Source organism: Massilia arenae, from assembly GCF_008014745.1.
In the GTDB taxonomy this organism is placed as follows: Bacteria; Pseudomonadota; Gammaproteobacteria; order Burkholderiales; family Burkholderiaceae_D; genus Telluria; species Telluria arenae.
This window is the reverse complement of the sequence record NZ_VPFD01000042.1, coordinates 15,076-29,381: the sequence shown is the minus strand read 5'-3', so window position 1 is coordinate 29,381 and position 14,306 is coordinate 15,076. Positions and strand designations below refer to the sequence as shown.

Here is a 14,306-nt window from a genome sequence, read left to right as displayed (position 1 = left end):
CGGCATCACTCCGCCCGACCGCTTCGTCGCCATCATAGACCAGCTCCGCTGCGGTACCTTCAATATACGAGAGTCGAATTGTTTGACAACTTTTGCTGATGAGCCGTTAAATCGACTCTGACCCTAATTATCTTGGGAGCAATTGGCCAATAATTCGACTCCGACCCTATTTAGTTGAGCCACGAATTCTGGCAATTGCTCAATAATTCGACTCTGACCCTAATTAATTCAGGGCGCCACTTTTGCTGGGGGTTATCGTTTTCTAAGAAAAGAGGACGAGCGAAATAAGCGAATTCTGCGTGACGTACCGCTATGGCGTGAAAATGAACGTTAGGGAATAAAAATCAATCAGGGTCAGAGTCGAATTGTTTGACAACTTTAACGGATGAGTCTTTAATTCGGCTCCGACCCCAGTTATCCGCCAAGCTATTGGCCAATAATTCGACTCCGACCCTAATTAATTAGAAGGCGAATTTGAGAAATTGCCCAATAATTTTACTCTGACCCTAATTGACGTCGTACATGTCTTTCGGGATGTCATCCGTGCCACGCAGCGCGATGACGATCTCGTCGCCACGCATATAGGCCTTGGCCCCGAAGCTAGTGGCGCTTTCACTTTGCTGGACGATGACTTCCCAGCACGGCGCCGGAATGATGTTGGTGGAACTGTAGCGATATACAGACGCGGCCAACAACCCGGCCTCGACACTCGCTTTGCCATTCAACTCTACCGTTAACCAGTATTTACATCAGTAAATACTGTTTATATTGCTGCGGAAACACTTTTGCGTTCTCACGCTTTATCACATCGAGACCAGGTTTCTTCACACTCAAGGCCGCGCAGCGAGCGTTGAACGAATTCGGGCCGGGCCGGACAATGTGCTACCTAGCGCCCGCTTGCCTTGACGCGCGCGGCGCCGCGCTCACCGCGGCGCCGCATCCTGCGCTGCCGCCATGCGCTGGCGAGAAATGCGTAGACCAAGGCATAACAGGTGGCGCTGAAGAGCCAGTTGGCCGTCCTGCCAGTATGCCCCACGAGCAGGTGCGGCAATTGGTTGACGAATTCGAAGATCGTGTACAGCACCTTGAAGACCGAGCCCAGGGCTGAAGACGACGTCGCGGCAAAACCGCCGATGAACGCGAACGCGACGTAGAACAGCCAGAAGCAGGCGAAATACATGACCGCCGCGAGCACATCCAGGAGTCTGGCCCCAACCTTCATCGCGCTTTCCGTTGATAAGCACTTCGCATGATCCTCCCCTCCCGTCACCTCCAGGCCCCGCGCCGGCGCCCGGCGCGCGCGGTGAACGCAGCGCAATCCGAACGCCATGCAGAAGGACCGGAAGCAAGTGAGCTCGCTGGCCATGGCTGTCCATGGCGGGCAGATACGGCAAGCGGCTGCGCGCTCTCACGGCATCTCGTTCGCGGCGGGTCCGCCCGGCATCCTATGCCGACGCATCCGGGCGCGTCAAGCACTTCGCTGGACCAGGGTCGGTAGCGATCGGCAGCAAAAAAAGGCGGCCCGCTGGCCGCCTGGCATCGTCGCTTGCCGGATCAAGCCATCTGCGCCGCGATCAGGTCGGCGCTTTCGGGGTCGCCGGCGCGAATGGCGTCGACGAAGACTTGCAGCGACGAGCCGCAGGCGAAGACCAGGACGTCGCCAGGCTCGCACAGGCTCAGGCCCAGGCGGATGGCGTTGCCGACTTCCAGCTCGCGGTGCAGGGTGTCGGTCAGGCCGACTGCTTCTTCGGCGCCACTCAGGATCAGGTCGACCGCCTCGCCCACGGCGCGGCCGCGGCTTTGGGATTCGTAGACTACCAACTCGTCGAAGCGGGCGCCGCAAACTTTGCCTACTTCGCGCAGGTCGCTGTCGCGGCGGTCCCCGGGAGCGGTCACGATGCCGACCAGCTGGCCGGGGAGCATGCCGCGCGCCATGTCGGCCATGGCGGCGTAGGCAGCAGGATTGTGGGCGTAGTCGACGATCACCGTCACGCCGCGCACGTCGAACATATTCGTGCGCAGCGGATTGGTGCGGCCGTTCGAGACGAAAGTAGACAGGCCGGCGGCGATTTGCAGGTGGCTGAAGTCGGATGCCATCAAGGCCGCTGCCGCTGCCAGCGCGTTGGCGATGTTGAAGCGAGCCAGCCCGCCGAAGGCCACCGGCATGCTTTCGACCTTGATCACCGCCTGCTGGATATGGCCGTCGGCGATCACCACCGCGCCATCCTGCAGGTAGGCGCCGCGGCCACCGTCCTCAAGATGCTTGAGCAGGACCGGGTTCTCAGCGTCCATCGAGAAGAACAATATTTCGGCGCCAGGTTTTACGCGGCGCGCCATCTGCACGCACAGCGCGTCTTCGGCGTTGAGCACCACCGCCCGCGAGGCCGATTGCGCCACCACCGCCTTCACCTGCGCCAGGTCTTCGACCGTGTCGACGCCGTCCAGGCCCAGGTGGTCGGCCGCGATGTTCAGCACCACCGCCACGTCGCAGCGGTCGTAGGCCAGGCCGCGCTTGAGGATGCCGCCGCGCGCCGTTTCCAGCACCGCGATCTCCACTTCCGGCGCGTGCAGCACCGTGCGCGCCGACCAGTAGCCGGTGCAGTCGCCTTTCACTACCTGCTTGCCGTCGATGAAGACGCCCTCGGTGGTGGTCACGCCCGTCACCCGTCCCGCCATGCGCGCCGCATGCGCGACCAGCAAGGTGGTGGTGGTCTTGCCGTTGGTGCCGGTCAGCGCGATCACCGGGATGCGGCCATCGGAGGCGCCCATCAGCCCGTCGACGATCGCCTCGCCGGCGTCGCGCGCCTCGCCCGCGCTCGGATACTGGTGCATGCGGATGCCGGGGGCCGCATTGACTTCGATGACGGCGCCACGCTGCGCCGCCAGCGGCTGGCCGATGTCCTCGCACACGATGTCGATGCCGGCCACGTCCAGGCCGATCTTGGCCGCGGCGCGCACGCACAGCAGGCGCGTCGAATCCGGCAGCAGGTCGGTCACGTCTTCGGCGGTGCCGCCGGTCGACAGGTTGGCGTTGCCACGCAACTCGGCCACCACGCCGACCGGCAGTACGCTGTCGAACTCGAAGCCCTGGCGCGACAGCATGTCGGACGCATGGTCGTCGAGGGAGATCCGGGTCAGGATCGTCGCATGGCCGGCGCCGCGCGCCGGATTAGCGTTCTCGATCTCGACCAGCTCGCGAATGGTCTTGACGCCGTCGCCCACCACGTGCGCCGGACGGCGGCGCGAGGCCGCGGCCACGCGCCCGCCGGCGACCAGCACGCGATAGTCGCAACCTTTTACATGGCGTTCCACGATGACGCGGCGCCCGTACTGGCGCGCGAACTCGAAGGCACGCGCGACGTCGTCGGGCGTGGTGCAATCGACCGTCACACCCTTGCCCTGGTTGCCGTCCAGCGGTTTCAAGGTCACCGGCCCGTTCAGGCGGCGCGCCACGCGCTGGGCCGATTCCACGGTGGTCACCACATCGCCTTCGGGCACCGGCACGCCGGCCTCCTTCAGCAAGGCCTTGGTCAGCTGCTTGTCGCTGGCGATCTTCACCGCGATGAAGCTGGTGTCGCCGGTGGTCGTGGCCTGCAGCCGCTTTTGCCTCACGCCCCAGCCGAGCAGGAACAGGTTGGCGTCGTCGGTGATGCGCTGCACCGGGATGCCGCGCTCCTGGGCCGCCGTGATCACCGCGGCGGTGCTGGTGCCGATCGCATAGCGCGCGGCGATCTCGCGCAGTTCTTCAAGGCGCGCAGCGAGTTCGAAGCCCTCGCCGCGAGCCAGCGCGCCGACCAGGTCGAGCGCCAGGTCGAAGGCCGGCTCGGCCAGCTTTTCGCAACTGTAGGCGCACACGATGCGGAATTGGCCAGGATGGCCGTTCACCGGCCGCGTGCGCCCGAAGGCCGCCGGCGCGCCGGCCAGGGTTTGCAGTTCCAGCATCACGTGTTCGATCACGCGGCCGAGATAGGTGCCTTCGCGCAGGCGCTGGGCGAAGCCGCCCGGCTGGCCGACGGGCAGGCGCTCGCCATGCAGCGATGGCATCAGTTCGAGCAGCGCGTGGTTAAAGCCGGGCAGATCCTTCGTGGACTTGCCGTATAAATCCTGCAGATCGACCACCGACAGCAGGCATGGCGAGTCGGCGTGGACGTTCGGTCCGCGCAGGAAGCGTTGTTCGAGGATTTGCACGTGTCATTCCCTTGATAGTCATTATTATGAAAGCCACGGCCGGCACGCGCTCTCTATCGCATACCGGCCGTTTGTCGCCGTGCAGGCGGGTCAGGCGTCGAACAGTTGCGTGTACATGCGGGTGGCCATCAGGCCCACCGCCGTATGGTGAATCTCCGGCGACAGCAGGCGGCCCAGCATCTGCATCGCCTCCTGCTTGCCGTTGGCCGCCGCCACCTGCTGTTCGAGCAGGCGCAGCTCGTTATGGGCGTCGGCATCGTCCAGATTGGCGTGACGGCGGATCAGGCCGCGCACCGGATGCGCCATGTCGCGTTCCGCGCCCTGCCCCAGCTGGTCGAGGGTGCGCTGGCGCGCGCGCGCGGTGAGCACGCGCTGGGCGCTGGCCGGCTTGCCGTCGGCGGTCGAGGTGATCCAGTCGCGCAGCACCTGCAATTCATAGGCGTTGAACACGCCGAACATCTCGGCCCGTTCGCCTTCGACCAGGCGCCAGAAGCGGCTATGCTCGACGTCTTCGCCGCGCTTGATCCAGCCGGCCCCTTCGAGCGCGGCCAGGAAGGCCGGGATCTGCGCCGGGTCGGTCAGCCAGTCATTCACCGAACGGCCGGCGACGCGGCAGTAATCCGAGTGCATATTCTTGCCCACGCCGCTCTTGGCGGCCAGGATGCCAACCAGTTCCGACTGCAGGTCGAATTCGCCGATCACCGAGGTCGTGCTGGCGCCCAGTTCGTTAAGGCGGTAGCCGTCGACCACGCGCTGCCAGAAGGCGTCGCGGTCGCCGACCTTCGGCATCAGGTCGTGTACCGCCTGCACAGCCTTGCGCGCATGGCCGCTGGCGGCGTTATCGACCGTCACGTGCAGGGTGAAGTAATACGGGTCGATGCCCAGTTCATTGAGCTCATAGGACGTGATCAACAGGTGCAGCGGCAGCTGTTCGTAGCCCAGGTTATAGCCGACAACTTCGGGCAGGAAGTGCTCGGCGTGGTGGCCTAGCGCCAGCTGCAGCGCGCCTTGCAGGAAGTGATCGTCGCCCAGGTCTTCCCAGCTTTCGCAGCCGTGGGTGGCCAGCAGCTTGCGGTACAGGGTGACGTGGTTCTTGTCGGGCAGGCCGTCGCCCAGTTCTTCGAGATAGGTCTTGATCAGCGGATGGAAGGCGACGTCGTCCCACTGGCGCGTCAGGCCATACAGCCAGGCTCCGTCGACCAGCTTGGTCGGGGCCACGCCCTTGATGAAGTACAGCGCGTGCGCGCGGCATGAGAAATAGCGGCGCGGCGCGCCGTTCTTGCGCGCGGCGAGGTAGTCGCGGTATTGCTGGCCGACGATCTCGGTGCGTTCTTCGATCCAGGCCTGCAGCTGGTCCAGGCGCGCCGGCAAATCGGACGGCAGCTCGCGCGCAACCGCGATCTGGCCAGCCACGAAGTCCGTGGCCTGTTCCGGCATCGCCGACGGATCGGCGTACAGCGAAAAATACAGATCCTTCGCGCCTTCTGCGGTGGCAAGGGGCGCGGTTGCGACGCGTGGTGCGTCGGCTAACAACATTGGTGTCATGTCTAGCATCGTGAAGTGTCCTATGGACGATTACCGATATTATCCAAGCTGGACCATGTTGCGCAAATCGGTTGGCGCGCTGTGAGTGTGTAAGAGAGGGATTACAAAATTATATCTCGCAGCGCCGCAATCACTTGCCAATTTGCCTACGTCGATGTGCCACCACCCTGCTGGCGCACGCCGCGCCCGACGTCCGCCGCTTCAGGGTCGCCCTTCTGTTGCGCCTCCCGGTATTTCTCGGCCTGGGCATCGACGATATGCGGCGGGAACGGCGGGATATTCGCATCGGCCACCACTTCCAGCACGAAGGGCCGGCCTGCCGCCAGCGCACGGTCCCAGGCCGGCCCCACCTCTTCCGGATCGTCGACCCGCACGCCCTCCAGGCCGAGCATGCGCGCATAGTCCGCATACGAGAAATCGGGCAGTTCCTGCGATGGTGCATATTTCGGCTCGCCCCCCATCCCGCGCTGTTCCCAGGTCACGAAATTGAGGTCGCGGTTGTTCAGCACCAGCACCACCAATGTGGGATTGGCCCAGTCGCGCCAGTGGCGCGCGATCGTGATCAAGCCGTTCATGCCGTTCATCTGCATCGCACCATCGCCAGCCAGGGCGATCACCGGCCGGCCCGGATGCGCCATCTTGGCCGCCATCGCATACGGCACCGCAGAACCCATCGTCGCCAGGCCGCCCGACAGCGACGCCATCATCCCGCGCCGCAATCTCAGGTGCAGCGCATACCAGGCCGAGACCGAGCCCGAGTCGCCGGCCAGGATCACATCATCCGGCAGCCGCGTAGACAGTTCGCTGAAGGCGCGCTGCGGATTGATTGGTTTGCCCGGCAGGCGCGCCCGCTCGTCGAGCACGCGCCAGCTCTCGGCCACGTTCGCCTCGATGCGCGCGCGCCAGCCGCGCTCCTCCTTGCGTCGCAACATCGGAATCAGGGCGCGCAAGGTCGCGCGGGCGTCGCCCGCGAGGTTCACGTCCATCGGATAGCGCAGACCGAGCATGGTCGCGTCGACGTCGATCTGCACCGCCTTCGCGGTGCCCTCCTGCGGCAAGAATTCGGCATACGGGAAGCTCGAACCGATCATCAGCAGCGTGTCGCATTCCTTCATCATCGCATCGCTGGCCTGGGTGCCGATCATGCCGATGGTGCCGGTGCAGAACGGCAGGTCATCCGGCACGACAGCCTTGCCCAGCAAGGCCTTGGCGATGCCGGCGCCGAGCAGCTCGGCCACCTCGACCAGCTCGTCCAGCGCACCATGGGCTCCGGCGCCGGCCAGGATCGCCACCTTCTCGCCGGCATTGAGGATGTCGGCCGCTGCGCGCATCGCCTCGGGCGGCGGCACCGCCGCTTCGAGCGCTGCGCCCACGCCCGAGAAGGTGTTGCCGTGTTCACGCGGCGGATGCGGCACCGCGTCTTCTTCCTGCAGGTCGTTCGGGATGATGATGCAGGTCACGCAGCGGCGGGCCTTGGCGATGCGCAGCGCGCGGTCGACCAGGTGGCGCACCTGGCTTGCATCGGTCGCCATCTGCACGAACTCGCCCGCCACGTCCTTGAACAGCGTGACCAGGTCGACTTCCTGCTGGTAGTGGGCGCCGAGCGCGGAGCGCTGCTGCTGGCCGACGATGGCCACCACCGGCTGGTGATCGAGCTTGGCGTCGTACAGGCCGTTGAGCAGGTGGATGGCGCCGGGACCGGAGGTCGCCAGGCACACCCCTACCTCGTTCGTGAACTTGGCGTGGCCGCAAGCCATGAAGGCCGACATCTCTTCGTGACGGCACTGGACGAATTCGATCGCGTCCTGGCGCCCGAAGGCGGCCAGGATACCGTTGATGCCGTCGCCCGGATAGCCATAGACGCGGTGCACGCCCCATTGCCCGAGTCGGTCGAGCAGAAAATCTCCTACGGTGCTGGTCATGCCGGTGTCCTTTCGCAGCTGGTCGAACGCCGACTGTAGACCCGGAATGGATAGCAGACCGTGCGCCAGCGCCCGCAGGCGCCGACACGGCAGCACTAAAGGCGCGCGCCGAGCTCCACGTCGGCCACCAGCCCAACGCCCGACAGCCGCACCGGCTCCGCGCCCGCGCGCAGCATGCGGGTCATGGCGCGGTCGCCATCGCCGGGCGCGACGTCGACCGCACGCGCGGCCTCGGCCACGATCAGGATCTCGATGTCTTCCTTCAACCCGTCGAGCACCGTATTGAGCACGCAGTAGTCGGTGGCCAGGCCGCACACCGCCACGCGGCGGATGCCGCGCGCACGCATGGCATGTCCCAGCCCCGTGCCATTGAAAGCGGAGTACGCATCCACCTCGACGCTATCGGCCTTGGACACGACGATGACGTCGTCCGGCAGGTTCAGGTCGGAAGAAAAACCCGCCCCTTCGGTCCCGGCCACGCAATGCGGCGGCCACGGTCCGCCCTGGTCGGCGAAGGAGCAATGCAGTTCGGGATGCCAGTCGCGCGAGGCATAGATCGGCAGCGCACGCGTGCGGTACAGGTCGATCAGGCGGTTGATCGGCGCGATCACCTGGTCGCCGTGGGGGACGCCTAGGCTGCCGCCGGGAAGGAAGTCGACCTGCAGGTCGACGATCAGGAGGGCATCGCCCTGGCCGAGCACGATGGCGCTCATGAGACATCTCCGTTTCAAGGACGCATACGCTGCGTCAAAGATGGCAGATTAACATGAAGCGCCGTCGCCGGCCGAAGGGCGCGCGGCAGACCGGAAGGGCCTGCCGCGAAGAGTTGCTTATTGCTGCGGGTTGTTCAGCAGCGAACGCTGGCGTGCATAGCCGAAGTAGACGGCGGCGCCGATCGCCAGCCAGATGGCGAACGCCAGCCACGTGTGCCAGCTCAGGAACGACATCAGCACCAGGCAGAACACGATCGCCAGGCCCGGAATATACGGCACGCCAGGGCAGCGGAAGGCGCGCGGCAGGTCCGGACGCTTCTTGCGCAGCACGATGACGGCGATCGAGACCAGGGTGAAGGCGGCCAGCGTGCCGATATTGACCAGTTCGGCCAGCACGGTCAGCGGCACCACGGCGGCGATCAAGCCGAAGATGATGCCCACCAGCCAGGTGGCGAAGAACGGGGTGCCGTATTTCGGGTGCACCTTCGACAGCTTCGCCGGCAGCAGGCCGTCGCGCGACATGGCGAACAGGATCCGGGTCTGGCCATAGGCCATCACCAGGATCACGGTGCTCATGCCCAGGATCGCGGCCAGGTCGACGAAGCCGGCGACCCAGTTCTCGCCCGCCACCTGCAGCGCCAGCGAGACCGGGTGGTCGACGCCCTTGAAGTCCAGGTGCGGCACGATGCCGGTCATGATCGCGGCGACCACGACGTACAGGATGGTGCAGACCACCAGCGAACCGATGATGCCGATCGGCAGGTCACGCTTCGGATTCTTGACTTCCTCGGCGGCCGAGGTGACGGCGTCGAAGCCGATGAAGGCGAAGAACACCAGCGCGGCCGCGCTCATCACGCCACCCATGCCGTATGGCATGAACGGTTCCCAGTTCTCCGGGCGCACATGGCCGACGCCGACGGCGATGAACAGCAGCACGACGCCGGTCTTGATGATGACCATGACGTTGTTGATGCGCGCCGATTCGCGCATGCCCAGCGACAGCATCGCGGTCAGCGCGATCATGATCAGGAAGGCCGGCAGGTTAAACAGGGTCTCGACGCCGGGACGGGCGCCCGGGGCGGCGGTCAGCGCGTCCGGCAGCACCAGGCCGAAGCCCGACATCAGCGACTGGAAATAGCCGGACCAGCCGACCGCGACGGTCGAGGTGGCCAGGCCGTACTCGAGCAGCAGGTCCCAGCCGATCATCCAGGCGACGAATTCGCCCAGCGTGGCGTAGCTATAGGTATAGATCGAACCGGCAACCGGCACGGTCGAGGCGAACTCGGCGTAGCACAGTGCGGCGAAGCAGCAGGCCATGGCGGCCACGATGAAGGAGAGGGTCAGCGCAGGGCCGGCAGTGACGGCGCCCGTGCCGGTGAGCACGAAAATACCGGTGCCGACGATGGCGCCAATACCGAGCAGGATCAGGTCGGTCGGGCCGAGCACCTTTTTGAGTCCGCCCGGCTTGGCGCTGGCGGCCAGCATGGCATCCAGATTCTTGGTTCTAAAAATACTCACTACGTGTTCTCCAATCAAATATGTATGTGGTCCCGCGTCTTGTCAATACGCCGTGCCCGCAGGTCGTGCGGGCACGCTCTCGAGATCCTGCCTGTTGGGCCGGCATGCCTGACATGAAACCGCTTTCGCTACACCTGCAAACCGTCAACTTTTTGCAGACGTGCAAATATAACCAGAATGCTGTTGCGAATCAAAGCAATCCGACAAATCTTCTGCAATTTACGTGCCGGCAGGCAATTCCTGCTACGGAAACGCGGCCGTTGCGTAAACATCTCAGCCCGGACGGCTGTGCTTGATTTCCTCAAATCAACATTCGATAATGGGCCGACCCTCCTGCCCCACCCGCGCTTTGTCGCCCACGATCCCGCCCCAATGACAGTCTCCGATGGACGCCCGCCCCGATTCAAGCCCCTGCTCGCCAGCGGCGCGCTGCTGGCGGCGCTCGCTGCTCCGGCGCTGGCGGCCCAGTTGCCGGAAGCGCGGCTGGACGAGATCGCCGCCATGGCCGATCAAAACAATGCGCAGGCGCGCACCATCCTGGTGCAGGAAGGCCCGAAGCTGATCGCCGGCGCGCCCTATCCGGTGCGCATCCACTATCTGCGCCTGTTGCGGCGGGTACAGGCCGATGGGGGGAACTTCCGCGAAGCCTTCAAGACCAACGAACTTATCATCGGTTTGGCCGAGGCCGAACGCGATCCGCTCAATCTCGCGCTGGCCAGCCTGGCGCGGGTATTGCGCCTGATCGAGAACAACGATCCGGCCAAGGCCCTCGGCCAGCTCGCCACACTCGGCGCCCGCTACAGCAAGCTGGGCAGTCTCGAATTCACGGCCACCTCCGAAGGGCTGCACGGCATGGCCTACAGCGCGGTGGGCCAGTACGACCGCGCGCTGCACCATTTCCTGCGCGCGCTGGACATGGTGCAGCGCCATCCCGGCCTGTGGAGCCCGCGCGAAGCCGACATCCGGCTGGCGATGGCGCGCATGTACGTCAACTCGCGCGATCCGGCCCGCGCGCTCGAGACGCTGCGCGAGATCCGCACCGGCCCGACCCGGCTGCCGCCGCGCACCGAGGCGGCAGCCCACTTCTTCGAGGGCCGGGCGCTGGTGGTGCAGGACGAGCTGGAGGCCGCCCAGCAGGCATTCGGGCGCGCGCTCGAACTGGCCCATGCCCACCAGCTGATCGCGCTCGAAGCCAATGTGTTGGGCAATATCGCCAACGCCCACCTGAAGGCGGGACGCTACCGGGAGGCAGAGGAAGCGGCGCGCGCCGCGCTGGCGCCGGCCGAACGCAGCGAAGACCGGATCAGCCTGCAAATGGCAAAGGCCAATCTTGGGTTCGCGCTGTTCGGCCAGGGCCGCCAGCGCGACGGCATGCAGCAGGTGGACGCGGTGATCGCCACGATGCGCAAGGCCGGCGCCATGTCGACCGTCGGGCGCATGCTGGCCGAGAAAAGCCAGGCGCTGGAATCTGCCGGACGCTTCCGCGAAGCGCTGGCCACCACGCGCGAACGCGAAACCGTGGTCCAGGAACTGGCGCTCAATGACCGCAACAAGGCGATCTCGGCGTTGCAGGAGCAGTTCAAGGCGCGCGAACGCGCCGCCCAGATCGATGCCCTGCGCCAGGAAAACACCGTCAAGGATGCCGAATTGCGCCACCGCAGCCTGATCCAGACCGCCGCTTCTCTTGGCGCATCGCTGGCGCTGTTTCTGTGCGCGGGCGTGCTGTGGATGTACCGCAAATCGGTACTGACCGGCCGCCGCCTGGCCGAACTGAACGACGAACTGGCCTACCGCTCGGCGCACGACCCGCTCACCGGCCTGTTCAACCGGCGCTCCTTCCTCGACCGCATGCGCAGCCGCACCGGGCAAGCCCCGCCGCGGCTGGGCTCGGCCGACTGCTTCACCCTGCTCGACATCGACCACTTCAAGCGCATCAACGACGAATATGGCCACGCGGCGGGCGACGCGGTGCTGGTCGAGGTCGGCAAGCGCCTGCGCGCGGCGATGCGCGAATCGGACATGGTGCTGCGCTGGGGCGGCGAGGAATTCCTGGTGTATTCCCAGGGCGTGACCCAGGACCAGCGCGCGCTGCTGGTGGGCCGCATCCTCGATGCGATCGCCGCCACGCCGATCGTGCTGGATGACGGCACGGCGCTCAGGGTCAGCGCCACCGCCGGCGCGGTCTCGCTGCCGTTCGCGCCGGACGGCGATCAGGCTGGAGCGGAGGCCACGGTCCAACCCGACTGGGAACAGGCGATCGCGCTGGCCGACCGCGCGCTCTACAAGGGCAAGGAAGCGGGACGCAACCGCGGCTATATCGTGGCCGGCCTGCGTCGTCCGGAAGGTGGGCTGGAGCTCGACCTGGTGCTGCCGGGCGTGGCCGGCTGAACGCTACGGCGGCACGCCCCCCCCCTGCGTTACAGTGAACGCAGCAGGTTGCGGCGGGCGACGATCGCCGCCACCGTCTGCAGCAGCGTGGCCGGCGCCACCGGCTTGGCCAGGTAGTCGTCGAATCCCGCCTCCAGCGCACGCTGCTGGTCTTCGCGCCGCGAGAACGCGGTCAGGGCGATGGCGGGCACGCCCGCCGTCTCGCGATCCGGCATCGACCGTATGCGGCGGATCATCTCGAAACCATCGACCAGCGGCATGCCGATGTCGCTGATGACGAGATCGGGCCGGCGCATCTCGACCAGGCGCAGCGCCTCGCGCGCGCCGGTGGCGGTCAGGATCGTGGCATCGCTGGCGGCCAGCACCTGCTGCACCAGTTCCAGTGAATCGAGTTCGTCGTCGATTACCAGCACCGTCATGCCGGCCATCTCCGGTGCCGCCAGCGGCAGGCCGGCAAGCGGCTCGACCCGCGCCGCCGGCGCCGCGCCGGGCGCCGCCAACGGCAGGTGCAGGGTGAAGGTGGCGCCCTGCCCTTCACCGCGGCTGGCAACGCTGATCGCGCCGCCCTGCAGCTCGACCAGCTGGCGCGCGATCGCCAGGCCCAGCCCCAGGCCGCCATGGCGCCGCGCCGACGAGGAATCGGCCTGGCGGAAGCGGTCGAACACATAGGGCAGGAATTCGGGCGCGATGCCGGCGCCGGTGTCGGCCACGTCGATCGCCACCGCGCGCTCGTCGGCCTCTCCATCCCGCCGCAGCGTGACCGTCACCACGCCGCCCGGTTCGGTGAACTTGATGGCGTTCGAGATCAGGTTCGACATCACCTGCTGCATGCGCGCCAGGTCGCCGCGCACGGGGCCGGCGCCGTGGTCGATGCTGGCGCTCAGGCCGATGCTGCGTGCCAGCGCCGCCGGGCGCGCCGTCTCGAGCGCGGCGTTGACGAAGTCCTGCGGCTGGATCGGCGCCGTGTCGATCCGCACCTTGCTGGCCAACAGGCGGCTCATGTCGAGCATGTCTTCGATCAGCTGCGACTGGGCGCGCGCATTGCGCTCGATGGTTTCCAGGCCGCGGCGCAGCATGGCGCCGTCGCGATGGCCCTGCAGCAGCAGCTGCGACCAGCCCAGCATGGCGTTGAGCGGCGTGCGCAGTTCGTGCGACAGAGTGGCGAGGAACTCGTCCTTCATCTGGCTGACGTTCTCGGCCTCGACCCGGGCGCGCTGCTCGTCGAGATACAGTTGCTGGCGCTCGGCCGCCGCCTGCAGCGATTCGGCGATCGTACGGTTGCGCGCCTCCAGGCGCGCATCGAAGATGGTGGCCAGCAGCGCGATGCTGAGCAGGGCCACGGTGGCCACCGTCACCAATGCCGCCAGGTGGTCCTGGTCGACGCCGCCAAGCGCCGCGCGGCATACGCTGCCAGCCTCGAAGTGGGCGGCGGCCATGCCGGTATAGTGCATGCCGGCGATGGCGCCGCCCATGATGACGCTGGCCGCGAGCTGCACCGCAGGCCGCGCGCGGCCGCCCACCTGACCATCGCCGTTCAGGCGCAGGCCGAGCTGCAGGGCCAGCGCCGAGGCGCCGATCGCGATCGCGACCGACAGCGCGAACAACCATGGGGTGTAGGTGATGGCCGGGTCCATGCGCATGCCGGCCATGCCGGTGTAGTGCATGGCGTTGATGCCCGCGCCCATCAGGAAGGCGCTCAAGGCCAGCTGGCGGCGCCGGAAGGCGCGGTGCCGCACATGCCATAGCGCCAGGCCGGATGCAACCACCGGCAGCAGCCAGGAGGCGAAGGTGATCAGGGGATCGTAGCCAACCGGCATCGGCAGGCGAAACGCGAGCATGCCGATGAAGTGCATGGCCCAGATACCGCTGCCCATCGCCAGCGCGCCGCCCGCGACCCAGAAGTATGGCGCGCGGCCCTGGGCCTGGCGCACCCGCATCGCCAGGCTGAGCGCCGTGTACGAGGCCAGGATGGCCACCAGGATCGACACGAAGACCAGCAGGGGTTCGTAGTACCCGTTCACCATCGGTGTTG

The 14,306-nt window shown here is 66.3% G+C and carries 9 protein-coding genes; 1 reads left to right on the top strand and 8 read right to left on the bottom strand.

Annotated elements, in window-relative coordinates; genetic code table 11:
• Positions 1–506: 506 nt before the first annotated feature.
• The 7 genes from FVD38_RS25020 to bcaP form a co-directional block, all read right to left on the bottom strand.
• Positions 507–692 (bottom strand): hypothetical protein, encoded by a 186-nt coding sequence (locus FVD38_RS25020; RefSeq protein ID WP_147937279.1) that lies wholly within the window; start codon positions 690–692, stop codon positions 507–509.
• A gap of 194 nt (positions 693–886) precedes the next feature.
• The gene (locus tag FVD38_RS25015) at positions 887–1,366 is read right to left on the bottom strand and encodes a hypothetical protein (protein ID WP_147937278.1); all 480 of its coding nucleotides are present in this window, start codon (positions 1,364–1,366) and stop codon (positions 887–889) included.
• A 188-nt stretch (positions 1,367–1,554) separates the two neighbouring features.
• The gene (gene cphA / locus FVD38_RS25010) at positions 1,555–4,188 is read right to left on the bottom strand and encodes a cyanophycin synthetase (RefSeq protein ID WP_147937277.1); all 2,634 of its coding nucleotides are present in this window, start codon (positions 4,186–4,188) and stop codon (positions 1,555–1,557) included.
• 90 nt (positions 4,189–4,278) lie between these two features.
• Positions 4,279–5,733 (bottom strand): iron-containing redox enzyme family protein, encoded by a 1,455-nt coding sequence (locus FVD38_RS25005; protein WP_229493985.1) that lies wholly within the window; start codon positions 5,731–5,733, stop codon positions 4,279–4,281.
• A 146-nt stretch (positions 5,734–5,879) separates the two neighbouring features.
• The gene (locus tag FVD38_RS25000; RefSeq protein WP_147937275.1) at positions 5,880–7,655 is read right to left on the bottom strand and encodes a thiamine pyrophosphate-requiring protein; all 1,776 of its coding nucleotides are present in this window, start codon (positions 7,653–7,655) and stop codon (positions 5,880–5,882) included.
• 95 nt (positions 7,656–7,750) lie between these two features.
• Entirely contained in the window at positions 7,751–8,368 is a 618-nt protein-coding gene (locus tag FVD38_RS24995; protein WP_147937274.1) for an isochorismatase family protein, read from the bottom strand.
• A 117-nt stretch (positions 8,369–8,485) separates the two neighbouring features.
• Entirely contained in the window at positions 8,486–9,886 is a 1,401-nt protein-coding gene (gene bcaP, locus FVD38_RS24990) for a branched-chain amino acid transporter BcaP (protein WP_123070658.1), read from the bottom strand.
• 372 nt (positions 9,887–10,258) lie between these two features.
• Between bcaP and FVD38_RS24985 the strand changes: the two genes are divergently transcribed.
• The gene (locus FVD38_RS24985; RefSeq protein WP_229493983.1) at positions 10,259–12,274 is read left to right on the top strand and encodes a tetratricopeptide repeat-containing diguanylate cyclase; all 2,016 of its coding nucleotides are present in this window, start codon (positions 10,259–10,261) and stop codon (positions 12,272–12,274) included.
• Positions 12,275–12,303: 29 nt separating this feature from the next.
• Here FVD38_RS24985 and FVD38_RS24980 read toward each other — a convergent pair whose 3' ends face one another.
• Entirely contained in the window at positions 12,304–14,298 is a 1,995-nt protein-coding gene (locus tag FVD38_RS24980; protein ID WP_147937273.1) for an MHYT domain-containing protein, read from the bottom strand.
• Positions 14,299–14,306: the final 8 nt, after the last annotated feature.